A 24501-nucleotide genomic window follows, 5' to 3' on the forward strand; every position below is an offset into this window, starting at 1 on the left:
CCCCCGTCATTCCAATCTGCTGCGGTATTCCTGCGGCGTTACGCCGACATGTTTTTTGAAAAAGCGGGAGAAATATCCGGCCGTATCAAAGCCGACCGCCGCTGCGATGTCTTGCACTTTTGCTTGCGATTCCGATAACAGGCTCTTGGATTTATCAATCCGATTTTCCGTAATGTAATCCGAAATATTGCGACCGGTGCAAGTTTTGTAAAGGTTTGACAAGTAGGAGGGATTCAGATAGACGGCATCCGCCAACACGGCAAGCGACAGATCCTTGTCCAGATGATCGACGATATAACGATTGAGCTTGTTGATGATGCGCTCCGTCCGCTCGTCCTGATCCTGCTTGCCGCGCTGAATGAGATCGAGCCCCAGCTCGGTCAGGAACTGCCTTGCCTCCTCCTTCGTCTTGTGTCCGTTGACATCGAGCAGCCTGCCGATCCTCGCTTCTCCGTTCGCGGGAGCCGCGTTGCCGCTGCGGTGAATTTTGTTCCATTGGCCAAGCAGGATGACGGCCACCGAATAGTAGGTTTGGGCATACACGCTATATCGGTTCGGCACATCCCGGAACAGCTTTCGCAGCAGTTCGGCGAACGTTTGATCCTGGCCCGTCTCGATGGCGTTCTCGATCCTGTCCAGCATCAAGCCGGGCACCTCCGAGACGGGTGCCGACGGGTCTTCTCCGCGGGAGAGCAGAATCATCTCTTCCCCATTGCCGAGCCCCAGGACGAGCGTCTGCTTCAGAAGTTTAAACGTGACCGCCACATCCCTCCAGGCGACCGAATGGTCCAGGCAAATAAAGGAGACCGGCACCTTCAGCAGCTGTTTGCACGTTTGTTGAATGCTCTCCAGCGTTCCTTGAACGTAATTCGCCGTAACCAGTCCATCCTTTTCGTCCATATCCTTCGATTGGATCAGCCATACGAAATAAGAGCCTCCCAGCATAATCGGGAGCATGACGGCGCCTTCCAGATATTCTTCTGCGACATTCTGAACGGCGTACAACAGCAGCGCTTGGTCAGACGCGTTGAAATCGCCGCTCCAACGATCGACGCGGCCGCATACGAGCAAGACGTCCTCTTCGGGAATTAGGGGGGTATCCAGCTCGCGCAAACGGTGTACGAAGGGGGGGCCAATCGGTTCGTCTTGCGCTAGCAGCGTGTCGAACCATTCCCTCCGCAGCAGCGGCAGCATTTCTTTCAACTGCTCTTTGGCGCGTTTGAGGGCGTTTTCGTTGCGGCGGTCTTCCTGGATGGCGCTTATCGCCCGTTCGATGCTGCTCAGAATGGCTTCGTCGCCCTCGGTTTTCAGAATATAGTCGACGCCGCCGCTCCGCTGCGCTTGCTGTGCGTGTTGAAGGTCGCTGACGCCCGTGAGAAAGATAACTTTGCATCGCGTCCAACGGGATTGAATCCATTGCTGGAGCTGCAAACCATCCATCTCCGGCATGCGCATGTCGCTCAGAACGATATCCATCTTCGTGCGGGACAGCAGCTCCATCGCTTCCTCCGCGGAATACGCGCGATACAGATCAAGGTCGAGATCCGGGACGTCGGATAGCATTTCAAAAAGTCCGTCGACCGTAAAAGGTTCGTCATCAACGACGAGCAATCGATACATTTGGCGTAACCTCCTGAATGGGGATAACGAGCAGAACTTTGAGACCCCCGAGTTCTCCGCGGCTTAAGCGAAGGCCGGCCGCATTCCCGTATTTGATTTGCAGCCGCCTGTGCACATTAATCATGCCCGAGGTATCCGCCACATCCTGCAGCCCATTAAGCAATCCTTGCAAAAGCGTAACCTTCTCCTCGTCGATCCCGCCGGAGTCCTCCACGCGAATAAGCAGCTCGGATTCCGTCACGCGGAAATCGACCTCGAGCAGGCCGCCTTTCGCCCTCTTTTCCAGGGAATGCTCGAACGCATTTTCGATGATCGGCTGCAAAATCAGTCGTGGCACCCCCATCTGCCCCGCTTCTGCCGGTATCTCTCCGATCTGAACGGTAATGCGATTGGAAAACCGGATCGACTGGATCTCCGTGTAGGTCTTCGCATGGGCGGCTTCGCTCGCCAGCGTCACTTCTTCAGCGCCGTCCCTCGTAATGAATTGGAAATAATCGCCCAAATGCTTCGTCAACCGCTCAATGCTCTCATTCCCTTCTTGCCTGGCCATGCGATACAAAATAAAAAACGTATTGTACAAAAAATGCGGATTGATCTGGGATTGAAGATGCCGAAGCTCGGCTAGACGGGCCCGATATTGCTGTTCGTACACTTCATGCACCAGACGTTTCAGCTCCCGTACCATCGCATTCAGCTGCTTGTACAAATAACCGAATTCGTCCGTGAACGGGTACTCGACGGATACGTCGAACCGCCCCTGCTCGATTTTTCGGAAGGAGCGGACAAGCCGCATAAGCGGCCGGTGGATCAGGCGATACATGACAAACGCGAACGCGATAATGATCAATACCGACACCCCGAACCATGCAAACGTCCAGTTCCGATACCGGTCCAGCGGTTTTTCGATCACTTTGATGGGTACCATCATAATCAACTTCGTATGGAGAACATCCGACTTTTTGCCGGCAATCAAATAGTCGATGCCTTCGATCGAGATCGTTTGAGTCGGTCCCTCCATCATCGGGTTAAGCTGAGCAAGCTCGTCCTTTGTCGGTTTTAACGGCCCTTCACGAAAAGTCGTCCACACCGATTGGTTGCTCGCTAGCACCGCAGCACTGCCATCCGGGGTAAATTGCTTCAAAATGGACGTTATTTCATTGCTGGAAATCTCGACTGCCAGAAGAAATTGCGGAGCGCCGTCGAGGAGACCGAACGGTATGGTGACGAAAACCCGATTTTCCCAAAACGTAAAAGGGTAATCGAGCGGGTCGGGTTGTCCGGACAGCGCCTTAAACATACCCAAGTCCAAGTCCGTTATGGCATTTGCGTTGGAAGACACGATCCGGTCCATCTTCGGTATAAATACCATTGCGTTTTCGATGAAAGCGCTGGAGCTTTTCATCAGGTCCATTTTCTGCTTGAGCCGAAGAATCGCTTCAGTCCGATCGATGTCCGGCATGATCTCCGGGAACGTACTGAGCTTCATCAGGTCCTCATCGTTCACATACTCCCGCATCATCCGTATCACGCGGTCGAAGTCGCTGTTCAAAATATCCATGTACAATTCAACCCGCGAATTGAGCGATGTTCCGATCTCCTGGCGAACGAGGCTGGCACCGGATTCGTTCATCTGCAGCCCCACATAGAAGAGCGGCGTCAAAACCAGCAAAAACGTCAGGGCGATTTTCGGCAAAATCGGCATGGACCCGATTTTTTTGATCCATTTCATGTCGGTTCATCCTCTTGAATGAGATAGGAAAAGAATCCCTTGACGATATTCCAATATCGTTGCCTGAGGCGCGCATATTTAAAAGGTCGGCTGTTACCCAGCGTAGCATGATTGCACGCGAACGAGCAGCCGAACCTCGGAAACTCACAAAGGAATGTACAGAATACAAAAAGAGTCGCATATAACGTTTCGGCCGCTTCGTATATACTCGGTTCCGAATCAGGAAAACGCATTCATTTCAAAGGAGGCTTCGCAATTGAAGAAATTCAAGAAAGGCTTTGTCGCCGCGGTCGTCGCCACGACCGTGCTCGGCTCGCTGTCGATGCCGAACATGGGCGCATCGGCCGAAACGGCTCCGCAGGCTTGCGGACCGCTGGAAACAGGCGGAGCCCTATGGGTTACGGCCCAATGTCTCGATCCCCAGTACAACCGTCCGGTGATCGACAGCCAGATCGATCTGACCGTCCCGGTGCCCATTCACAAGGTATCGGGCCACTTCGAGGGAACGGACAAGAAATTCAACTTCTACTTCCCCGCGAAAAGCAAATGGAAAGGCCGTTTCTTCCAGCTGGTGTACCCGCTCCAGGACGAGAACGCCACCGAGGATACCATTAGCTTCGGCGCAGACAGCGGCGCTTACACGGTGCAAACGAACGGCGGGAGCGGCTATCGGGCCGATGCTGCCGCGGCGAAGTTTTCCAAGATCGTCGCAGCGGATTATTATGGCTCATCCAAACGGATCTACGGGTATGTGTACGGCGGAAGCGGCGGCTCTTACATGACCATCGGGGCCATCGAGAATACATCCGGCGTATGGGACGGCGCAGTGCCGTTCATTCCCGGCGCGCCGACTTCCATTCCGAACAACTTTTTTGCCAGAGCCTTTGCCCGCTTCGTATTGGGAGACAAAGCGTCGCAAATCGCCGATCAGGTCAGCCCGGGCGGGGGCGGCAATGCCTACGCGGGTCTCAATGAAGCAGAGCGCGCCGTGCTTGACGAAGTGACGAAGCTCGGCGTACCGCTGCGGGCGCTGGAGGATTACCCCTACGCGCTCGGCTTGACCTTTGACGACGGCCTCCTCGGCTTCGCAAGCGCGGTTAAAGGCATCGACCCGACTTATGTCGACGATTTCTGGAGCAAGCCGGGATATCTGGGCACTGAGCAGTCGGCGCTCGGCAAGCTGTTCCAAGACGCCAAAATCGACCAATACGCGGCCGTCGCCGGGGTGAGCCGGAACGCGCAGAACGAACCGATCAGCCTGACGCTGGGCAGCGCGCCTGCCAACCCTTCGAAGCTGCCGCTTGACTTCACGCTTTATGCAGCAGACGGCACGACGAAGCTCGGCGCATTGTCGGGTACGCTGGATCCGGCAGCCAAATTGTTCGCGCTCGGAAGCGGAAACGCCTCTGACGCGCTTAATGCGATTCATGCCGGGGCCAAGCTGCGAATCGACAACCGCTGGTCGCTTGCATTGCTCTCCTATCACCGCCATCAAATTCCGAAGCAAACCGGCTTCTACGCTTGGGACCCGTTCAAGGCTGCCGATGGATCGCCGCTTTACCCGCAGCGCCCGCTCGAGATCGGTCCGCTGATCACGGGCAGCGTAACCGGCGGCGCCAAATTTGACGGCATGATTCACACGAAGGTCATCATGGTCGCCAACGTGCTCGACGCCGACGCTTACCCTTGGCAGGCCGATTGGTACAGCAAGCAGGTCAAAAACTCGCTCGGCAAGAGCTACGATAACCATTTCCGTCTCTGGTACAACGACAATGCGGATCATATCGGTCCGCGCACGGCGCGTCTCATTGATTATAACGGCATCCTCCAACAAGCGCTGCGCGACGTGAGCGCCTGGGCGGAGAAAGGCGTCGCGCCGGCAGGTTCGACGCGTTACCAAGTGACGAACGGACAAGTTCTGTTGCCTGCGGGCGCGGCCGTCCGGCAAGGAATCCAGCCCGTGGTCGACCTAACGGTCGGCGGCGCTGCCCGAATCGATATCGCCGCGGGCAAGTCCGTCACGTTCAAGGCGAAAATTCAGGTTCCGCCGGGATCCGGCAAGATCGTCCGTACCGACTGGGACTTCCTTGGCGACGGCCGCTTCTCGGCGAAGTCGTTCGGCGCTCCCAAACCGACGGTCGAAGTATCGGTGACGTACACCTTCACCAAGCCCGGCACCTACTTCCCGGCGCTGCGAGCGACGTCTCAGCGCGAAGGCAACGCGAGCACGCCATTCGCGAACGTCCAGAACCTGGGTCGCGTTCGGGTCGTCGTGCATTAAGAAGATCGCCTTCCTCCAGCCTGCTTAGCTGGAGGAAGGCGGTTTTTTCATTTCAACGAACGCCGTTTGTTCGTTTGCAGGCACGCTAGCTTGGGGGTTCTATAGCTTACTGTTGTTTCTGCGCTAATTTTGAAAATTTGTTTCAGCGATCCGAAAAGTTTCCCGCAAATGATGGAGGCGCACTGATAATTATCCTTCGATTGTGAGAGCGAATTATCATAAATACAAAGAATATGTGCTTTTTTGAATAAAAATACACGCGACTGCGACAATCCAAATGTAATTATGTCAAAAATTGGTAGGACGGCAGACATACCTTGGTACTGACTTTCACAAATTCATCTAACTGCGAAGGGACGGTTAGGGAAACAGCTCCTTATCAGGGACCATTGGGTCATACCAGTGCTAGTTGGACCCGATCAGGATCTCAGGCCTCCGAGCGAATTGGAGGCCTAATTTATTTTGTAAGGTGAAAGGGCTTTTTATGGAGATGGCGGAGGTGGCGGAGACGGGGGCGATCAGCTTCGCGATTCTTTTTGAAATGATGGAGAGGAGGAGTGGTTAGTCATACAGTGTATTCCTCACGCTCCGAACAACAGTCGTGCATTTTGAGCTAAAGTTTCCCATGAGAGTATCCAAATTCTGGATTACCTCCTTTTGAAATAGGAAAAAAATGAAGACCCAAAGAATACATCCGAGTAAAATTTGAACTCCATTTTCTTAAATGTGAATACCATTAGCAGTTTGTACTGCAATTAACCGCTCAGGAGTCGACGACAATCGTGGGGAGTCTCTTGCCGGTATTTCAACATACGATCGTGATGAAAGGCCAACGGCCATATTTGCTGAAGGTTGAGTGGTAGTCTCCTCATGCTGGAGGATGCCCCTGACGAACCTAATCATTTTGTTTCAGCAGGATGCAAATCGATCGTATCTGTTTTTCCATTCCACTGCAGCTGTACTTTCACAATAGAATTTGGAGAGGCAACAGAACCATTACTTTCAGTAGATCCTAAATTAAATATACCATCCACGGAATCGGTTGTGCGCAGCACGCCATTGCCATCTCCCCCGCCCAAGGTATTAAAAGAATATTTCAACTCTCCAGGTTTAATGGCTTCTTCTCCAATATATTTTATCTGTAATTTTGCTGTGTGATTGGCATTATCTTTGAGTTTAAACACGATATAAACAGCTGCCCAGTTATCATTGTATCCTCTATACTCATTTACAAATTCGAGATTGCTCGCGCTATTTACTTGGGCTATATCTTTCTTTTCAATCCCCTTATAAGGATTATCCTTACCCGCACAACCGCTTAGCAGTGCAATACAAAATAGGAAAACAAATAGGGTTCGTTTCAACTTCACACTCCCTTTCCCTTCTTCGATATGTCATTTTATAAATAAAAATGAACATGAAGCTCCTACTAGAAGGAGCTTCATTGTAACTAAGAGTGAACAGTCTTGTAAGAAACCTTAGGCAAAATAGTTTGTGAGTGTTAACGTCCATGTCGAGCCGTAGGCAGATATGGTTGCTGAAGTGGATGTTCCCACGTATGGTTTACCAATACTTGCACCTGTAGACAAAACAGCTGGCCACGAAGTGGGGGCTGTGTAACTAAATGTACTGGCGGTAGGATTTTGCGTTATGCTGTTTTGGTACAAACCGCCACCTACGGGAATGCCAGATACACCATAAATCACCTGCTTGTTTGTCACGTTAACACCTGAAGCATATACGCCCCACCCACCTGTCACATCAAGGAGTTTCCAATATTTCAACCCATTCTGATCGTAGACGTAGCTCACGTAAATGGTTGCGTAAGCTTGAACTGAAGAAGTTTGAGAATCCCACTGAGTTTCAGTTCTAGAAGCGTCGTAAGCCGCAATTGTTGTAACAGCATATGTCGAGATGAGATCACCTGATGCCAGATCCTGCTTTTCGGACAGTAACTGTGCTGTCTTGTATTTGGTAACAAAAAGCGACTTATCACTATCATCAGATACTACTTGTTCTCTGATTACTGGATTATCAAACGGTATGTCAGAGATTTTATTCACTGCTCTTCGAATTAACTCATTTTGATCCTTAATTTCATCATTGTGTTTTAATAATTTGTATGAAGCGTCTTGAAGCGGAGATGCGCTAGCGGGTAAAGCAAAGGTTAGGGCGAAAAACGCTGACAAAATAGTGACAAGAAACTTTTTCGACATCCATTCTACCTCCTAAATTGTATTTAATTTCCTCTAATCTATAATAAATTACTGTCGCTTCCATGTCTAATTAAATTTATCTATATACTTGGATTAAATCTCAGCATAACCTGATGATACTCCGTCGCTTCTGCCACTTTGTTGAAATGATCAACTTGCTAAGGTTAAGCGACCGTCGCGAGTTACCTCCGAACCGATCTTTTTGGTGTTCGAGTAAACGCTTGGAAATGTACACTGTCCTGTTGAAAAGTCTAATTACGATATCCCATTTCATCTCCTCCTGTTGTCAATTCAGCTGGTATTCCCACGATGGTTCCAAACCCAGCTTCACTGTAATCGTCGTAAACTTGAGTTTCTGGAACATGAAATGTCACAAACCTAGCGCTAAAGAATGCATAGGGATCTCAAACAACATGTTTATTGGCAAGAATAGTAATGTATATTCATGCATTTTGATAAATCGGGATTTCTCATCAATTATGACAAAATGCCTTTTCATACAGTCGCTCTACTTTTGTTATTCTCATTGATTTTGAAAGCGACCTTTTCAGATCGGGAAGGAATGCTAAGAACAACTTGGGCGGCGTCATCTTTCCTGAGAAAATAAAGATGAAAAAGCTTTTTTATCAAGAGGCACTTTCACTTTTTCAGATAACGATTAAAGCCATTGAGTCTTATTAAGTCGCAATGGTCACAAATTCTGATCATCCCCTCCAAAACCGTATGCATAATTATGCAGCGCTATTTTTGTTCAGACTCATTAAGATTTAGAATCGAGTAGGAGAAGGCGGCTAGCCTCCGTCCCCTCACACCACCGTACGTGAGGGGACGCATACGGCGGTTCCTTCTTCGCCGCAGCCAGCCGGAAGCAGTCCAGGCATCCCATTGTATAGCGGTTTAGCCGGTTACGTTTCTCCATCGGCATGGATTTCGTGCGATTCGTCAAATACGGCGTTCAGAAAGCGCGAATCAGTTTCAAGACGCGCTTATCCGTTACTTTCCTCGCCACTCTTGCCATGAATTCGACGAAGACGCGATTCGGCTCCTGCAAGCTTTCCGGACACGAAAAAAGCGGGACAAGCCCGAGGCTTTCCCGCTCCTCCTGTTAAAAAAACCGTCCTCAGCTTGCCGCGGACACCATCCGGTCCGAAACGGCTCCTGCCGGTTCCTATGCGTCAGAGCCGCCGAAGCAGCCCGGCGATTCGTCGATCGCCTCTATTGAGCGTGACGGCGAAGGCCGTGATAACCTCCCCGTCTATCTCCGCCGACTGCTGCGCCTGTAGGAACTCGGCCAGCCTGGCGTCGGCGTTCTCCCGCAGCGCTTCGGGCGACAGGCATTTCAGCAGGAAGTACAGGTTACGCCCCTCCGCCGTCCATTGCTCGTCGATCCCAAGATCCGCCTGGAACAGCGCCTGCCGCCGCTGTCTCTCCGCCAGCAGGCGCTCCTCCGTCACTATGCCGTCCTGCGGGATGCCGAGCCGCTCGAACTGCTCCGGCGGCGCTTCGGTATCCCGCATCAGCTGCGCCAACAGCCGGATCATCCGGGCTTCCGCCTTCGGATCCTCGACCGTCCCGTTCTGTTCGGGATCCTCGCGGAGATCGAACAGGAGATGACCGTACAGGTACGGATTCAGGTGCGGACGGGCGCCGACCTTGATCGTACGAACCCCTTTCGTGAAGCCGAAGGGCTCCTGCAGCTCGATGTCCGCCAGTTCCCCGGCGCCAAAGGGCTGGTGCATGTGCGTCGGCATCAGCGTGTATTCGTACAGCGGCCCGTTGGCCGGATCGCCGGGTCCCCGCATGTAGATGTAGCGGCCGTCCGTCACGTTCACGTGGCCGCCGTGGATGCCGAACAGCGCGGCCTCGCGGACCGGCCGACCATTATCGATGACGGCGTGGAGCGAGCGGCCCTGCATATCCTTCGGCTGCTCGGCGCCAAAGTAATGCAACAGTGTCGGCGCGAGATCGATCGTCTGCACCAGCGCGTCCGAACGCGTCGCCGCGCGGCCATAGCGGGGATCCCAAATGAACAGCGGGATATGCGAGATTTCATTATAGAGCGGCTGGATGTTCTTGCCCCACCAGCGGTGCTCGCCGAGCATGAACCCATGGTCGGTGTTCACGATCAGCATCGTGTCCTTCCACAGGTCGAGCCTGTCGAAGGCATCCAGCACCTTCCCCAAGTACGCGTCGCACATGCTGACGAGCGCGGCGTATTCGAGGACGGCGTGGCGGACCTCCTCCGGCGTCTCTTTTACTTTGCCGTAGTCGGGCCAGTCGAAGTGCTTGCCGTTATAGAGGTGCGGGTACAGGTCCTTGTACTTCTGCTGGGTGAAAAAAGGTTCGTGCGGATCGAACGCCTCGATCTGCAGAAACCAGTTGTCCTGCCCGCGGTTGGTCTCGATAAATTCGAGGCCGTTTGCTATCGTAACCGCGAGCGGCTGCTTGTCCTCCGTATCCAGATACGGACGGTTTACCCAGTCCTGGCGCCACAGGTCGCCGATCTTCGGGCCCGACAGCGATTCGGGGATGTCCGGATCGGCCACATGGCCCTTCCAGGGGTCGCCTTCCTGGCCTCGGGCAAACTCCCAGGAGTTGTACTGCGTATGGTACGTCGCGCCCCCCGCTTCAAAGTAATGCCCATGGTCCGTACACAGATGCGTGTAGACGCCCTGCGCCCGCAGCAGTCCGATGACCGAGTCGTCGAACGGCTCCAGCGGCCCCCAGCTGCGGTGCAGAAAATTGTACCGGCCCGTATGCAGCTCGCGCCGCGCCGGCATGCAGGGCAGGCTGCCCGCGTAGCAGTTGTCGAACGTCACCATCCGTTCGGACAGCCGGGCGAAGTTAGGCGCCTGCACCCAGTCGCAGCCGTAATTCGGCAGCAAATGCCGGTTCAGGGAATCGAACATGACCATAACCGCTCTCATCCGGAATATCTCCTCTCGTTGTTGCCCCCTATAATCGGACGGTGGCCAGCCATTCCCGCACGGCCTTCTCCAGCCGCTCGGCGATCGCGGGGAATTCGTCCTTCCGATTGACTCGCTCCGATGGATCGGATCCAAGGTTGGCCAGGTTAACGGCGTCCGGCGCCGTGTCCGTAAAATCGAGCTTACCGTTCAGCACCAGCTTCCAGTCCCCTTCGCGGACGGCCGCCTGATTCTCATACGCCCAGAACAGCCGGTCTCGGGACCATTTTTCTTCCCCCCGCAGCAGCGCTCCGACGCTGGCGCCGTCCACGGACGGTACCTGCGGCAGGCCGGCCAGTTCCAACACCGTCGGCAGCACGTCGGCCATCATGCAAGGCTCGCGGCGCACCTGGCCGGCCTTGAGCGCCGCGGGATAGCTCCAGATCGCGGGCTCCCGGATGCCGCCCTCGAACAGACTGCCTTTGTGTCCGCGGAAGATACCGGCCGAGCCGCCGTAATATTTGTCCTCCGTGCCGTCCAGATAGTTGCGCGACTCGGTGGAAGGGCCGTTATCGCTGGAGAAAAAGATGATCGTATCGTCGTAGACGCCCCTGCGCTTCAGCGCGTCCACGATGGCGCCGACCCCGTCGTCCACGGCGGAGATCATGGCGGCCATGATCCGGCGGTCGAGCGGCAGGTCCGGGTATCGATCGAGATAATGCCTCGGCGCATGCATCGGATAATGCGGCGCATTGAAGGCCGCATACACGAAGAAAGGCTCGTCGCCGGACGCCTCGATGAAGCGGGCGGACCGGGCGGCGATGAGGTCGGTCAGGTACTCGCCGTTCTCCCATACTTCCTTGCCGTTATGCCAGAGATCGTGCACCGGGTTGACGCCGCCGGCCTGCTCCCAATAGAAGATGTGGGAGAAGTAATCCACGCAGCCGGCGAGGAAGCCGAACGCCTCGTCGAAGCCGTGCGCGTTCGGCCCGTCCTCCGGACGGGTGCCGAGGTGCCATTTGCCAAAGAGGGCCGTTCGGTAGCCGTGCGACTTCAGCACGGACGAGAGCGTCGGCACGTCGGCCGCCAGCCCCGCGGAGCCCCGCTTGCCGGTCAGGATATGCTCGACGCCCGTCCGGGCCGGATGCCGGCCGGTCAGCAGCGAAGCGCGCGACGGGGAGCATACCGGCGAATTCGAATACCAATCCGTGAACCGGGCGCCCTCCTCCGCCAGCCGATCGAGGTGCGGGGTCCGAATGGCGTCCGAGCCATAGCAGCCCAGATCGCCGTATCCCAGGTCGTCGCAATACACCACTACAACATTTGGCCGCTTCATCCCGTGAAGTCCTTCCTTTCGATGCGAATTGATGAGGCAGAAGCCGCGCCGCCTCCCAGCGGATACAGGCAGCGGACACCCCGCTGCGGCTCGGCCGCGTCCATCGGGATCTCCCCCAGCGCGCAGTCCGCCTGGGCGTAGGGGCAGCGGTGCCGGAAGCGGCAGCCGTCCTCCGGCAGTCCCTTCTCCGCGCGGTCGGCGGCTTCGATGCCCGCCGGCTCCGCTCCTTTCCGCCACGGGTCCGGTGAAGCGTACAGCAGCGCCTCCGTGTACGGATGCCTGGGCGATGCGATGATTTCCTCGGTCGGCCCCGACTCGACGATCTGCCCGCCGAACATGATGACGATCCGGTCGGACATGTAGCGGGCGCTGCCAAGGTTATGCGTGATCCATAGCAGCGACAGGTCGTGGTCCCGCTTCAGGTCGAGCATCAGATTCATGATGTCGATGCCGATCGACACGTCGAGCATCGAGGTCGGCTCGTCGGCGATCAGCACGCGCGGGCCGATGCCGAGCGCCCGGGCAATCATGACGCGCTGCTTCTGCCCGCCGGACAGCTGCGACGGGTATTTGTCGATGTAATCTTCCGCCGGCGTCAGGCCGACCTGGCGCAGCAGCTCCAGCACCCGGCCGCGGACCGGCCCCTTCGCGCCGTGCAGCTGCAGCGGCCGCCCGATGACGGTCTCGACCTTCTGGTTCGCGTTGATCGATTCGAAGGGATCCTGGAAGATCATCTGGAGCCGCTTGGCCGTCTCCAACCGTCCGGCGAAACGGCGGGCGATCGGCCGGCCGGCCAGCGCGACACGGCCCTCGGTCGGTGGCAGCAGCCCGAGAATCATGCGCGCCAGGGTGCTTTTCCCGCAGCCCGACTCGCCTACGACGGCCAGCACTTCGCCTTGATGCAGCTCGAGGCTGACGCCGCGCACGGCCCGCATCTTGCTCTTGCGCAATAGGCCGCCGCTCTCGTAGACCTGGCTGACGTTATCGACCTGCAGCAACGGCTTCATGGCGCATCTCCTCCTTCGCGTACAGATGGCAGCTCACGATGCCGTCCTCTTCCGAACGGACCGGCGGCGCTACGCTGCCACATGCCGGAAGCGCATGCAGGCAGCGGTCCCGGAACCGGCAGCCCTGCGGAGGCGCCACCAGGTCGGGGGTCGACCCGGTGATGCCCGCAAGGCGGACGCGCGGTCCCGTCAGCGAAGGGAACGACCGCAGCAGGCCCTGCGTATACGGATGCCGGGCGCCGGCCAGCATGCGCTCCCGGGTGGCGATCTCCGCCATCTGACCGGCGTACATGACGCCGACCCGGTCGCAGATCTCCAGCATCAGCGGAAGGTCATGGGTGATGAAGAGCACGGAGAAACCGAATGTTCGCTTCAGCTCGATGATTTTATCGATAATGCCCTTCTGCGTGATGACATCCAGCGCCGTCGTCGGTTCGTCCATGATGATAAGCTCGGGCCGCAGCGCCAGCGCCATGGCAATGACGACGCGCTGCCGCATGCCGCCGGACAGCTCGTGCGGGAAGCGCTCCAGCCGATCTTTCGGCAGGTCCACCAGTTCCATGAGCTCGGCCGCCTGGCGCAGCGCGTCCGCCCGGGACACGCCCTTGCGATGGGCGAAGATGGCGTCGGTGAGCTGATCCTTGACTTTCATGACCGGATTCAGGTTGTTCATCGCGCTCTGCAGGACAATGGAGATGCGCGCCCACCGGTACGTATCGAACTGCGCGTCGGACAGCCCGGTCAGCTCCACGCCGTCGAACCGGATGCTTCCGCCCACAACCCGTGCCGATCCCCGGAGGAGCCGGCCGATACCGTACGCGGTCGTGGATTTGCCGCAGCCGGATTCCCCCGCCAGACCGAAGATTTCGCCCCGTTCCAGGGAGAAGCTGACCCCGTCCACGGCGTTGAAGGGCCCCCGTGCCGATGAATATTCAATCTGCAAATCGCGTACTTCCAGCAGGCTCATCGTACGGCCCTCCTCATAGTTGCTGCGCTGCGCCGCGCTTGTACCGGTATCGCTCCAGCGATCCGTTGCCGATCAGAATGAAGCCGAAGCAGAACAGCGCGGTGGCAAGGCCAGGCGGGACAATCCACCACCAGGCGTCATACATGATGGCGTTGTTGGCATGCGCCAGCGCCAGAATCGTCCCCCAGCTGACGTTCTTCGGATCGCCGATGCCGAGGAAGCTGAGCCCCGCTTCGGCAAGCACCGCCTGCGTGGTCACGCTGACCAGATTCGCCAGGATGATCGGATACAGATTGGGCAGAATCTCCCGCAGCATAACCGACACATTGCTCATCCCGGCGACGCGGGCGGCCTCTACGTAGCCGCGCTGGCGCTCGGACAGCGTCTGGCTCCGAATGCTGCGCGCCATGTACAACCAGCTGAGCAGCCCGATCACCAGAATCGTGCTGGTCAGTCCCATGGAAGGCAGGTACGAGGCGAGAATAATCATCAGCGCCATGATCGGGATAATGAGCAGCAGATCGACGAGGAACATCAGCGCGTCGCTGACCCAGCGCCGGTAGAAGCCCGCCGTCACGCCGACGAGCACGCCGATGACCGTCGTGATCAGCCCCGCCAGAATGCCGACGAGGAAGGACGTGCGCGTCCCGTAGACCAACTGGGAGAACACATCCTGGCCATAGCTGTCTGTGCCTAGAAGATGCGCCCCGGAAGGCGCCAGCCAGGACTCAAAGTCGATATCGTTCTTCGGATAAGGCGCAAGCTGCGAGGCCGCCAGCGTGACGACCGCGAAGAACGCCAAAATGAGGGTGCCGGCGAGCAGCTTGCCCCTGCCGGAGCGCTGACGGGAATCGGTTCGGGTAGTTGCCATCTGCAGTCGCTCCTAACTCAGATTGACGCGCGGGTCAATGAACGGATAGATCAAATCGGCCAGCAGGTTCACCGTAATGATCGAGACCGCTATCATTAGAAACGCGCCTTGGATGAGCGGGTAATCGTGGTTCAGAATCGCATTGTAGGTCAGCATGCCGATGCCCGGGTACGAGAAGACGATCTCCATGGTGATCGCCCCGCCCACGACATGGCCGAGCGTCAGCATGAAGCCCGTGAAGGCCGGCAGGAAGGCGTTGCGCACGCCGTACTGGTAGGTCCGCCGCCTGGCGGACAGTCCCTTCGCACGAGCCAGCACCATGTAGTCCTCGGTGAGCGCCCGGCTGAGGTTGTTGCGGAGCACCAGGATGTGGCTGGCCAGCGACGCGATCGCGAGCGACACGGTCGGAAGGATGGCATGGTACGCAATGGAGCGCAGCTTGCCCGCCGCGGACAATGTATCGTAGTCCACCGCGAACGCCTGCCCCATCGGGAACCAGTCCAGCTTGTAGCCGAATAGCAGAATGAGTAAAATTCCGATCCAGAAATACGGAACGGAATTGATGAAGAAACTCACGGCCAGGGCGACGTTGTCGAACCAGGTCCCCGGCTTCAGCGCGCCGCGGATGCCGATGAGCCAGCCGGCCGAATAGCTGACCAGCGTCGAGACCAGGACGATGCCGAGCGTCCAGGGCAGCGCATGCAGCAGCACGCCCGCGACGGGCGTCGGGTAGTTGAAGTACGAGATGCCCAGGTTGCCGTGCGCCAACTGCACAATATACTGCTTGAACTGATAGAGCAGGCTGTCGTTCTCCAGCCCGAACTGCTTCTTGATCGCGTCCGCCACCTCTGCGGAACCGAGCGCCGTCTGAGAGGCGATCATCTCGGCCGGATTGCCGGCGATCAGACGCGGCAGCAGGAAGTTCATGATGATGGCAGCGAGGAGAGTCGCCGCGGCGAAGGCGACTCTTCTCACTGCATAGGCAGGTTCAATTCTCATGGCAAGCTGCTCCTTCATCTGCCGCGGAAGCGGCGGTCACTTGGCTGAGACTTGGGCGAGCGAGATGGCGGATGTGGCCGGCACGGTCGTGTCGTAGCCCGTGAACTTCGTTTCGCTGTACGGCGCTTTGCCGCTCGTGTACAGCACCGCTACCGGTGCGAGCTCGGCGATACGGTCCTGGATTTGCTTGTACAGCCCCGTACGCGCTTCGGCGGATGCGGTCGAAGCCTGGTCCAGCCACGCGTCGATCTGGTCGTCGCGGAACCTCATCCAGTTGAGGCCCGGCGTGTTCTGTCCGACCGGCGCCGTCATCTTGCTGTGGAACACCTCCAGTGCCGCTTGCGGATCCGGCGGTACGGTAATGCCGTTCTGGATCAGATCATAGTTGCCGGCCACTGCAATGCTCGTAAGCTCCGGCCACGTCGCCATCTTGATCGTCGTGCCGATGCCGGCCTTGGCGAGCCAATCGGTAATCATGGCCGCTTCTTTGTTCTGGGCCGGCGCATTCGCCGCCGTATAGTACGTGAACGAGAGCGCGACGCCGTCCTTCTCGTAGACGCCCTTGCCGTTCTTCTTATAGCCGGCGCCGGTCAGCAGCTCGTTCGCCTTGTCGAGGTTGGCCTGATAATCGGGGCTGTTCAACAGCTCCTGATCGACCACGCTGCCAAATCCGGGAGACAGGAAGCCGGGGTTGCCGACGGTGGCCGCGCCCATCTCGCCTTTCTCCACCAGCTCCTTCTTGTCGATGGCCAGCTGGATTGCTTTGCGTACGACCGGATCCTTCAGGCCCGGTTTCTCGTTGTTGATGATGACGGCGTACGTGCTGAGACCCGGATACTGCTGCAGCTTGTTGTCCTTGTTCTCGAGCAGCTTCGGCAGGCTTGGCATCGCCAGCGTCCCGGTCGAGCCCTGGATCTCGCCCTTCTGCAGCGATAGGGTCAGGCCCGGCGAATCCTTGAAGCGCTGAATGATCAGCTCTCCGATCTTCGGCGCGCCGCCAAAGTACGCCGCGTTCGCCTTCAGTATAATCGCGCTTTCGTTGATCGATTGGAAGATGAACGCGCCGGTGCCGATCGGCTTTTTGTTCAGGAACGTCTCGGGGTTTTCTTTGGAGAACACGTGCTCAGGCACGATATAGATCGTCGACAGGTAGTTGGGCAGCGAAGGGAACGCCGCGTTTAACTCGAACGTAACCGTATCCTCGCCGACAGCCTTCACGTCCTTCAGCCGGTTGTCGCCCCAGAGCCGGTAGAAATCTAGCGCCGCATGCTCTTTCAGCGCCTGGAACGTGTAGACGACGTCGTCTGCCGTGAACGCTTCGCCGTCCTGCCACTTTGCGTTCGTGTTCAGCTTGACGGTGAAGCTCTTGCCGTCTTCCGACCACGTTCCCGCGTCGACGGCAAGGCGGGGCACCAACTCGCCCTTCACGGGGTTGAAGTAATACAGCGCGTTGTAGAGGTAATCAAACAAGGGCGCGTAGTTGCCGGTCTTCAGGAAGGGGTTGAAGTTGTTGGTCTGCTCCGGATTGACGATATCGCCAAGCCGGTAGGAGACGCTCGATGCTTCCCCGTTCTGGGGGGCAGTCGCCGCTTCCGCATTGCTCGTCGTGCTCGTATTGCCGTTCGGCGAAGCCGCGTTCGTGTTCGTCTGCGGCGATTTGGAGCAGGCCGCCAGAGGCGCGACCATCATGGTCATGATGGCGAAGGCCGCCAGCGATTTTTTCCACGCTTGGAATTTCCACATTGTTCTCGAACCCTTTCCTCATAAGGTATGCCGCTGTTTTCCGTATAAAAAAAGACACAGCCGTCCCCTTGCTCCATGAGGAGCTGGTGGCAGCCGTGTCTCCAGTCGTCTGGTAGACACACTATTCAAATACGGTTGCTCGGGATAGAAGCAATATTCCTACCCGATCGGTTGCCTTTATCATACAATGGGCTTTACACGTTGTAAACCCCTCATTTTCGTGATAAGGTCATGCATGCGCTTTCCGTACGCGGGGGTTTTGGCTATGATAGGGGGAGCCTTAGGAAACCGATGGACCAACTGTGAGGAATTCATCGAAGGGATGGAGACGGCATGAACAACAAAGAGGCGATTGACGAGAACCGCGCCAAACGCAGAGAGGACATTCTGCAAGCCGCCCGTCGATTATTTCTGGAGAAGGATTGGAATGAGATCACGTTCGGGCATATTGCCGCGGAGACCGGCGTCAGCCGCGTTACCCTCTATAAATATTTCAACTCCCTGCAGGATATCGGCTTCGAGTTGCAGGTCCGGTGTCTGTACGAGGTGAATGCGCACATGAATCGCACGGGACAGGCGGGCAGCAGCGGCGCAGAGAAATTGACGCTCATGATGCAGGGCCTGCTGGACGTGTTCCGCGACCTGAAGGAGGAAATCCGGTTCGTGGCCATGTTCGACCATCACTACCGCGTCAACTTCCCGTCCGAAGAGTTTCGGCTGAAATACAGGGCGGCGCTGCAGCATGGCTTCATCGATTTCCGGGACGTGATCCGGGAGGGCATACGCGACGGATCGCTGCGCCCGGAATTCGATCCGGACCTCCTGTCCGAGATGTTCACGCATTCCGTGCTCAGCCTGCTGCAGCGCATGGCCGTGCGCGGCCATCTCATCCAGAAGCAATGGGGCATCGAGCCGGAGCAGGTCGTCCGTTATTTGACGCTGTTTCTGGCCGAGTTTGCAAAGACGGCGCCCGACCCGTACGTGTTTGTCCACCGCTGACCGGCAATTCGGGAGCCCCGAGCCTTGGACAATCACGACAAAGGGGCGTCTCTGCGATCAGAGACGCCCCTTTGTCGTTGCCGGCCGGGCACCTATGCATCCTTCGCGCAGCGGAACCCCATATTCCCCGCCGAGCTATCCGGCGTATTGGCGCTGCGGGCGGCTACCCGGTACCGGTTGCAGTAAGAGCGGTGGCACAGGTACGAGCCGCCCTTCATCACCTTGCTCTGGCCCCGCGGCGGACCCTGCGGGTTCACCCGGGAGGCTGTGCGGTGATGGTCGGGGCTGAACCAGTCGGAGCAGAACTCCCATACGTTGCCGACGACGTTATACAGACCGTAGCCGTTCGGCGGATAGGTGTCGACCGGCGCCGTTCCGGCGTAGCCGTCGCTTGCGTTATTGACTGTCGGAAATTTGCCTTGCCAGATGTTGCAGCGGTGCTCCCCGTTCGGCTTCAGCTCGTCGCCCCAGGGATAGCGCCGGCCGTCCAGGCCGCCGCGTGCGGCATATTCCCATTCCGCTTCGGTGGGAAGCCGCTTGCCCGCCCACTTGCAGTACGCCTCCGCATCCTCATACGACACATGGACGACGGGATGGTTTAGCCGGTCCTCAATCGTAGAATCCGGCCCATCCGGATGCCGCCAGTCGGCTCCCTCCACCACCCACCACCACGGTGTCCGCTGCACGGTACGGGTCACGGTACGGGCGGTCTCCTCGGAGACGAACAGGTGGAACACATAGGACCAGCCGTAATGCTCGGCGTCAGTGACATAGCCGGTCGCGTCGGCGAACTGCTGAAAGTCCCGGTTGCTGACGGCATACGGGTCGATATAGAACGGGGCGAGCTCCACCTCGCGCACCGGCCCTTCTCCGTCGATCGGGAACCCGTCCTTGTCTTCGGTTCCCATCCGGAAGACGCCGCCGGGCAGCAGGATCATCGGCCGCTCGGCAGCCGTGTCCGCTTCAGGCTGGGGGGAGACAGGTATTTCCCGTTTCCGTAGCGACAAAGATTCAAGGCCGACGTTTGCGGGGCTCCTGCTTCCGGCCGCCTGGTCCCCGCGGCTTGCCGCGCAGCAGGCGGGAAGCTCCGCCTTCCCGGCATTCTCTTCATTCATGTCGGTTCCTCTTCTCTGTGATGTTGGCCTGGTCCCGCATCCCATCCTTCGCTCCGGACGCTTATTGTTATTATACTAAGCATTTACAGCCTGTAAAGGGCACACGGTTATACCGCGCTTAAGCTGTACCTTGACCGCGCGACCGACCTGTCCGGCGAAGCATGGGTCAAAGATCTGATCGAATCGGCCAAAGAGCCCACTACCGTCGACGGCAAGCTGTACGGCCTGCCGATGAACGTCAAGGCTACGGGCTCATCTACAACAAGGACCTGTTCGCCAAAGCCGGCATCACGGATGAGCCGAACCGCGCTCGGCTGGTACTGGTCCCTCTTCCCGGACGGCGTAACGCAAGGCTTCAGCGCCGCCATGCAGGAATACCTCGGCGGATCGATCAGCCGCGATCAATTGCTCGAGAAGCTCGACAAGTCCGTGCAAGATATCGTCAGGCAATAACCGCTCCGGCGGGATCACGTCCCATTGCGAATAAACGTCAGGGCTCATTGCCCTGGCGTTCATTGGTTATGCCGGCGGCTTCAAGCTTTGCAATAGACAGCCGCACCGCAAAATAGAAAAATAACCCATATAAGATGACGAAGGATGGACTGTTGGAGCAGCCGATGGCCGAGCAAATCCGTGCGAATATAACTCCGGAGACCCATCCCTGCAGCATTTGCGAAGTGCTTCTGATTCTCAATTCGAACTGGTCGTTCCTTATGCTAGAGGCCCCGGGCGGCCAGTGCCTAGGATTGAATAGAATAGCAACGGCGAAGAACCGCTTGCTAGTATAGAATTTCTTAGCTTGCTGCTTCAAATAAGGCATTTCATAAAAAAAATCTGCATATTTGAATTTTTACTATCTTTATTTTTGCTAACATTCGCAAGAAATATGACACCACCCAGGGGGGGGCCCCCCGGAGTCGGACAACCGGTATAATTTAGCCCTTGTAAGGGAACGCTAGTTCGTATTAATATAAGAACAAATGTTCTGTAATTAACCTCGTCTCTCCGAGGCTCAAGGAGGAGTCGCCATGCCGGTCAACATCGAAAAGTACGTCGGGCAAAGCGTGGAAATCATTTACGAGGACAGCAAGGGGCGCTTTACGCAACGGGTCGTCGCCGTATTCTCGGTACGCGGGGGCAAGGTGCGCGTGCTCGATTGGGGGAAGCGCGCGTTCCGCACGCTGTCGGCGAGCCGCATCCTCGGCGCCAGGCCGGTGAAGCACCATGCCTCATGAGCGAACGATTTTCCTGATCGACGGCCAGTCCTTTTACGCATCCATCGAAAAGGCGCGACATCCCGGCTTGATGAACAAGCCGGTCGCCGTCGGCGATCCCGCCCGGCGCTCCGGCATCATCCTCGCGGCTTGCCCGATCGCCAAGGCCAAGGGCGTCACGACGGCCGAACGGGTCGGCGAGGCGCTCGCCAAGTGTCCGGATCTGATCGTCATCCGCCCGCGGATGCAGACCTACATCGGCATCTCGCTGTTCATGACGCAGATCTACGAAGCGTTCACGGATCAGGTCGAGCCGTACAGCATCGACGAGCAGTTCCTCGACGTCACGGGCTCGATCCCGGCTTACGGGCCGCCCGAGCTGATCGCCGAGCTGATCCGGAATCACGTGAAGCTCTCCACCAATATCAATGTCCGCGTCGGCGTCGGCCCGACGAAGATTCTGGCGAAGATGGCGCTGGACAACTATGCGAAAAAAACGCCCGAGGGCGTTTCCACGCTGTCCTTCGACAAACTGGAGGACACCCTCTGGAAGCTCCCCGTCCACAACATGTTCATGGTCGGCTCCCGCATGACGCGTCACTTCACCCGCATGGGCCTCGCCGAGATCGGGGACATCGCGCGCCTCGAGCTGGGCGACTTCAAGCGGCGAATGCGCCGCGAGATGAAAAAGCAGAGCGACATTCAGGCCGAATATTACTGGCAGACCGCGCGAGGCATCGACCCGAGCCCGGTCGTAGCCGGCATCCGCCACAAGCTCAAGTCGATCAGCCACGGCAAGGCGCTGCGCAGCGGCCTTTACCGCAAGCTCGAGGATATCGAGGTCGTCCTGCTCGAGCTCGTCGTCGAGGTATGCCGCCGCACGCGCCGGCACAAGTGCAGAGGCAGCGTCGTCTCGGTCGGGGCCGCGGAGACGGACGGGACGCGCTCGTCCTGGTTCGGACGCCAGACGAAGCTGCTGCAGCCGACCGCGCTCACGCACGAGGTGGCGGCCGCGGCGCTGAAGCTGCTCCGCGAGCACTGGAGCGGCATGCCGGTCAGCCGTCTGACCATCTCGCTCGGCGGGCTGTCGGACGAAGGCGTCGACCAGCTCGACCTGTTCGAGGACCGGCAGGCCATTTTGCGGATGGAGCGGGCGACGGATTACATCAAGGACCGTTACGGGAGCGATGCCATCATGCGTGCCTCCTCGCTGCTGGAGGCAGGCGTGGCCAGAGAACGGGCCGAGCAGATCGGGGGACACTACAAATGAGCAAACTCGACGGCAACGACCGCTGGAACTCGAAGCTGTTGCTCACCGAACATCACGAACAGTACGAAGAAGAGCATGCCGTCTCCCCCAAGACGTCCGGTCATCCGACCGCGGACGAACTGCGGATGATCCGCGACGTCATCGTGCTGCCGCATATGCTCACGATGGTACAGCGGGCCATGGAGGAGGGCGAGCGCTCGGGCAATCTGCTGAGCCGGGTGACCCTGGCTGGAGCTCAAGTGCTGCTCAACCTGATTACCCGGGACCTCCACGAGCTCCGCCGGGAATTAAGCAGCCGCCGCATCCGGTTGCTGAACAGCGACGAGCAGGTCGACCTCGTTATTTACCATCGCTACGTATGCCGCGGCTACGAGGAACGCTTCGGCATCGTCCGGGAGGTGCTCCGCTCGGAGATCAGCATGCAGCTCGCGCGATACATGGGCGAGATTACGCGGCATCTGCGGCAGCTCGACAGCAAGGAAGCCCGGGAGGCCCGCCGTTCCCCCGTGGCCGCTAAAGGAACGCCTTAAGATTGCGCTCCGCTGGCGGCGCCGCGGATGGTTCTTCATGGTTCCTGATAGTCGTCTTCACCGTTCCCTCCCCTTCGCATTCGGCGGCCGTTGCGGTATACTACTTCCCAAAGAGGACCGCCTTGGCGCGAGAAGAAAGAGGGTTGCACGCGGATGTGCGGACGTTATACGATCACGATTTCGTTCGAAGAACTGCTCGCTTATTATGCGGCCGACGACTCCGCCGGTTCGCCCTACGGCCCCCGGTACAATATCGCGCCCGGGCAGATGGTGCCGGCGATCGTGAACGACGGCACCCGCAACCGGCTCGGGCTGCTCAAGTGGGGGCTCGTGCCCCCTTGGGCCGAGGACCCGAAGGTCGGCAGCAAAATGCTGAACGCCCGGGTCGAGACCGTCGCCGAGCGGCCTGCCTTCCGCGAGGCGCTGCGCCGCAAGCGGTGTCTTGTCCCTGCCGACGGCTATTACGAATGGCGGCAGACCGCGGACGGCAAACGCCCGATGCGTATCCGTCGCAAGGACAGGGCCTTGTTCAGCATGGCCGCGATCTATGAATCGTGGACCGCTCCGGACGGATCGCGGCTGAGCACCTGCGCCATTTTGACCGCGCCGGCGCACGGACATCTCGCGGAAATCCATGATCGCGTACCCATCATCCTGAACCGGCGGGCCGAGGCCGCGTGGCTCGACCGCAGCATCCAGCGCTCCGACGAGGTGCTGCAGCTGGCGATTCCGCTGGATCCGGCGGAGCTCGCCGTCGACCCGGCGAACCGCAAGGTCGGCAACGTCGCCAACGACGATCCGGGCTGTCTCTTGCCGGACGAGGAGCAAGGCGAGCTGTTCTAAGGAGCTCGCGCGAATGCCAAAAAGACCCTGATTCCCGAGTTTGATCGGGAACCAGGGTCTTTTTGGAATGAAGGCGCCAATCGCCTCTCGGAAGGAAAGCGATCGGGCCTATTAGTCCGCCACGCTGCGCATCGCCTCTTGTAGAGAAGGCGATCAGGCCTAGCGCGCCGCCATACGATGCATCGCCTTCCATGCAGAAGGTGACGAGGCGCATCGCCTGCTATACAGGAGGCGATTGGCCCACCGAGCCGCAGCGCGACGCACCGCCTGCTATACAGAAGGCGATCGGGCCTATTAGTCCGCCATACGATGCATCGCCTTCCATGCAGAAGGCGATTGGCCCATCGAGCCGCAGCGCGACGCACCGCCTGCCGAAGTGCAGGCGATCGGCCGATCAAGCCTTCGCCGCTCGCTACCGGAACATCGCCCACAGCTTGATCAGATGGAGCGTACTCTTCGGATCGATCTTCTGGGCGATGACGAAGTTTACCAGTTGTTCCTCCTGCAGATCGGTCAGCGGCTCGCCGAGCACTTTGGCGGACGACTTGACGAGACGCTTTACTTTGGAGCGGTCCTGCAGATCGAATTTCGTCACGCCGTCCAGCAGCGCCTTGACTCTATCCTTCGTGGCCGGATTTTTCATCTTCACCTTAACGCGCTCCACCAGATCCGGCCGGATGCCGAACTTTTGCCAACTCACGGCTGCCCACTTCCCTTCGCGAGGCTCCTATATTGTATGCGGCAGCCGAAGGGAAATGTCTGCGCAAAAACCAGCTAATGTTTGTCAACCCTATGTGGTTGGATTGCGGCATCGTTATTGCTATACTGTTTTTGAACTAACACAAAGAAGCCTCC

General features: G+C 58.0%; 20 protein-coding genes and 1 pseudogene. 8 read left to right on the forward strand and 13 right to left on the reverse strand.

Annotated features, from left to right (window positions below; all coding sequences use genetic code 11):
* Positions 1–6: 6 nt before the first annotated feature.
* Together BM235_RS27925 and BM235_RS27930 are read right to left on the reverse strand one after the other, a co-directional pair.
* Positions 7–1620 carry a response regulator transcription factor gene (locus BM235_RS27925; RefSeq protein ID WP_090117538.1) on the reverse strand — a complete coding sequence of 538 codons (1614 nt, stop codon included), beginning with the start codon at positions 1618–1620 and terminating at the stop codon, positions 7–9.
* Complete coding sequence (locus tag BM235_RS27930) at positions 1598–3349, reverse strand: sensor histidine kinase (protein WP_090117539.1); 1752 nt, start codon at positions 3347–3349, stop codon at positions 1598–1600. The genes BM235_RS27925 and BM235_RS27930 overlap by 23 nt, the downstream gene beginning before the upstream one ends.
* Before the next feature lie 256 nt (positions 3350–3605).
* Between BM235_RS27930 and BM235_RS27935 the strand changes: the two genes are divergently transcribed.
* A complete protein-coding gene (locus tag BM235_RS27935; protein WP_090117540.1) occupies positions 3606–5630 on the forward strand; it encodes a PKD domain-containing protein in 2025 nt (674 codons plus the stop codon).
* An 899-nt stretch (positions 5631–6529) separates the two neighbouring features.
* On the opposite strand, the gene BM235_RS31775 is transcribed toward BM235_RS27935, so the two are convergent.
* From BM235_RS31775 to BM235_RS27970, 9 genes are all read right to left on the reverse strand, one after another.
* Positions 6530–7000 carry a hypothetical protein gene (locus BM235_RS31775; protein ID WP_143106742.1) on the reverse strand — a complete coding sequence of 157 codons (471 nt, stop codon included), beginning with the start codon at positions 6998–7000 and terminating at the stop codon, positions 6530–6532.
* A gap of 108 nt (positions 7001–7108) precedes the next feature.
* Entirely contained in the window at positions 7109–7846 is a 738-nt protein-coding gene (locus BM235_RS31780; protein WP_143106743.1) for a hypothetical protein, read from the reverse strand.
* A gap of 1175 nt (positions 7847–9021) precedes the next feature.
* Entirely contained in the window at positions 9022–10773 is a 1752-nt protein-coding gene (locus BM235_RS27940) for a sulfatase (RefSeq protein WP_090117541.1), read from the reverse strand.
* A 28-nt stretch (positions 10774–10801) separates the two neighbouring features.
* Entirely contained in the window at positions 10802–12088 is a 1287-nt protein-coding gene (locus tag BM235_RS27945) for a sulfatase family protein (protein WP_090117542.1), read from the reverse strand.
* On the reverse strand, positions 12085–13095 hold the full coding sequence (locus BM235_RS27950; RefSeq protein WP_090117543.1) for an ABC transporter ATP-binding protein: 1011 nt from the start codon (positions 13093–13095) through the stop codon (positions 12085–12087). The genes BM235_RS27945 and BM235_RS27950 overlap by 4 nt, the downstream gene beginning before the upstream one ends.
* Positions 13070–14062: an ABC transporter ATP-binding protein gene (locus BM235_RS27955; RefSeq protein WP_090117544.1), complete on the reverse strand. Its 993-nt coding sequence runs from the start codon at positions 14060–14062 to the stop codon at positions 13070–13072. Before BM235_RS27955 ends, BM235_RS27950 begins: the two co-directional genes overlap by 26 nt.
* Before the next feature lie 13 nt (positions 14063–14075).
* Positions 14076–14933 carry an ABC transporter permease gene (locus BM235_RS27960; protein WP_090117545.1) on the reverse strand — a complete coding sequence of 286 codons (858 nt, stop codon included), beginning with the start codon at positions 14931–14933 and terminating at the stop codon, positions 14076–14078.
* A gap of 12 nt (positions 14934–14945) precedes the next feature.
* A complete protein-coding gene (locus BM235_RS27965) occupies positions 14946–15932 on the reverse strand; it encodes an ABC transporter permease (protein WP_158543801.1) in 987 nt (328 codons plus the stop codon).
* A gap of 36 nt (positions 15933–15968) precedes the next feature.
* Positions 15969–17675: an ABC transporter substrate-binding protein gene (locus BM235_RS27970; RefSeq protein WP_090117547.1), complete on the reverse strand. Its 1707-nt coding sequence runs from the start codon at positions 17673–17675 to the stop codon at positions 15969–15971.
* A 333-nt stretch (positions 17676–18008) separates the two neighbouring features.
* Here BM235_RS27970 and BM235_RS27975 point away from each other — a divergent pair, with 333 nt between their 5' ends.
* Positions 18009–18674, forward strand: a complete 666-nt coding sequence (locus BM235_RS27975; protein WP_090117548.1) for a TetR/AcrR family transcriptional regulator — start codon at positions 18009–18011, stop codon at positions 18672–18674.
* Positions 18675–18766: 92 nt separating this feature from the next.
* Here the strand turns inward: BM235_RS27975 and BM235_RS27980 are convergent, their stop codons facing one another.
* Positions 18767–19789: a formylglycine-generating enzyme family protein gene (locus BM235_RS27980; RefSeq protein WP_090117549.1), complete on the reverse strand. Its 1023-nt coding sequence runs from the start codon at positions 19787–19789 to the stop codon at positions 18767–18769.
* Positions 19790–19927: 138 nt separating this feature from the next.
* Between BM235_RS27980 and BM235_RS33025 the strand changes: the two are divergent.
* From BM235_RS33025 to BM235_RS28005, 6 genes and pseudogenes are all read left to right on the forward strand, one after another.
* A pseudogene (locus tag BM235_RS33025) lies at positions 19928–20091 on the forward strand (extracellular solute-binding protein); the annotation flags it as partial.
* The gene (locus BM235_RS31790; protein WP_255374637.1) at positions 20084–20242 is read left to right on the forward strand and encodes a hypothetical protein; all 159 of its coding nucleotides are present in this window, start codon (positions 20084–20086) and stop codon (positions 20240–20242) included. The pseudogene BM235_RS33025 and the gene BM235_RS31790, both read left to right, overlap by 8 nt.
* 575 nt (positions 20243–20817) lie before the next feature.
* The gene (locus BM235_RS27990) at positions 20818–21024 is read left to right on the forward strand and encodes a hypothetical protein (protein ID WP_090117551.1); all 207 of its coding nucleotides are present in this window, start codon (positions 20818–20820) and stop codon (positions 21022–21024) included.
* Entirely contained in the window at positions 21014–22273 is a 1260-nt protein-coding gene (locus tag BM235_RS27995) for a DNA polymerase IV (protein ID WP_090117552.1), read from the forward strand. The genes BM235_RS27990 and BM235_RS27995 overlap by 11 nt, the downstream gene beginning before the upstream one ends.
* A complete protein-coding gene (locus tag BM235_RS28000) occupies positions 22270–22803 on the forward strand; it encodes a YhjD family protein (RefSeq protein WP_177244295.1) in 534 nt (177 codons plus the stop codon). Before BM235_RS27995 ends, BM235_RS28000 begins: the two co-directional genes overlap by 4 nt.
* Before the next feature lie 153 nt (positions 22804–22956).
* Positions 22957–23646, forward strand: coding sequence for an SOS response-associated peptidase (locus BM235_RS28005; protein ID WP_090117553.1), 690 nt, complete (start codon positions 22957–22959; stop codon positions 23644–23646).
* 412 nt (positions 23647–24058) lie between these two features.
* On the opposite strand, the gene BM235_RS28010 is transcribed toward BM235_RS28005, so the two are convergent.
* Positions 24059–24346: a stage VI sporulation protein F gene (locus tag BM235_RS28010; RefSeq protein WP_090117554.1), complete on the reverse strand. Its 288-nt coding sequence runs from the start codon at positions 24344–24346 to the stop codon at positions 24059–24061.
* Positions 24347–24501 lie beyond the last annotated feature (155 nt).

Source organism: Cohnella sp. OV330 (assembly GCF_900112065.1).
In the GTDB taxonomy this organism is placed as follows: Bacteria; Bacillota; Bacilli; order Paenibacillales; family Paenibacillaceae; genus Cohnella.

Excerpts from the sequence above, each read along its gene's own strand:
- BM235_RS27925 (WP_090117538.1), bottom strand. The coding sequence starts at position 1,620 with ATGTATCGATTGCTCGTCGTTGATGACGAACCTTTTACGGTCGACGGA.
- BM235_RS27940 (WP_090117541.1), bottom strand. The coding sequence starts at position 10,773 with ATGAGAGCGGTTATGGTCATGTTCGATTCCCTGAACCGGCATTTGCTG.
- BM235_RS27930 (WP_090117539.1), bottom strand. The coding sequence starts at position 3,349 with ATGAAATGGATCAAAAAAATCGGGTCCATGCCGATTTTGCCGAAAATC.
- BM235_RS27980 (WP_090117549.1), bottom strand. The coding sequence starts at position 19,789 with ATGAATGAAGAGAATGCCGGGAAGGCGGAGCTTCCCGCCTGCTGCGCG.
- BM235_RS27960 (WP_090117545.1), bottom strand. The coding sequence starts at position 14,933 with ATGGCAACTACCCGAACCGATTCCCGTCAGCGCTCCGGCAGGGGCAAG.
- BM235_RS28000 (WP_177244295.1), top strand. The coding sequence starts at position 22,270 with ATGAGCAAACTCGACGGCAACGACCGCTGGAACTCGAAGCTGTTGCTC.
- BM235_RS31780 (WP_143106743.1), bottom strand. The coding sequence starts at position 7,846 with ATGTCGAAAAAGTTTCTTGTCACTATTTTGTCAGCGTTTTTCGCCCTA.
- BM235_RS27950 (WP_090117543.1), bottom strand. The coding sequence starts at position 13,095 with ATGAAGCCGTTGCTGCAGGTCGATAACGTCAGCCAGGTCTACGAGAGC.
- BM235_RS27955 (WP_090117544.1), bottom strand. The coding sequence starts at position 14,062 with ATGAGCCTGCTGGAAGTACGCGATTTGCAGATTGAATATTCATCGGCA.
- BM235_RS27965 (WP_158543801.1), bottom strand. The coding sequence starts at position 15,932 with ATGAGAATTGAACCTGCCTATGCAGTGAGAAGAGTCGCCTTCGCCGCG.
- BM235_RS27975 (WP_090117548.1), top strand. The coding sequence starts at position 18,009 with ATGAACAACAAAGAGGCGATTGACGAGAACCGCGCCAAACGCAGAGAG.
- BM235_RS28005 (WP_090117553.1), top strand. The coding sequence starts at position 22,957 with ATGTGCGGACGTTATACGATCACGATTTCGTTCGAAGAACTGCTCGCT.
- BM235_RS27995 (WP_090117552.1), top strand. The coding sequence starts at position 21,014 with ATGCCTCATGAGCGAACGATTTTCCTGATCGACGGCCAGTCCTTTTAC.
- BM235_RS27970 (WP_090117547.1), bottom strand. The coding sequence starts at position 17,675 with ATGTGGAAATTCCAAGCGTGGAAAAAATCGCTGGCGGCCTTCGCCATC.
- BM235_RS27945 (WP_090117542.1), bottom strand. The coding sequence starts at position 12,088 with ATGAAGCGGCCAAATGTTGTAGTGGTGTATTGCGACGACCTGGGATAC.
- BM235_RS27990 (WP_090117551.1), top strand. The coding sequence starts at position 20,818 with ATGCCGGTCAACATCGAAAAGTACGTCGGGCAAAGCGTGGAAATCATT.
- BM235_RS31790 (WP_255374637.1), top strand. The coding sequence starts at position 20,084 with ATGAGCCGAACCGCGCTCGGCTGGTACTGGTCCCTCTTCCCGGACGGC.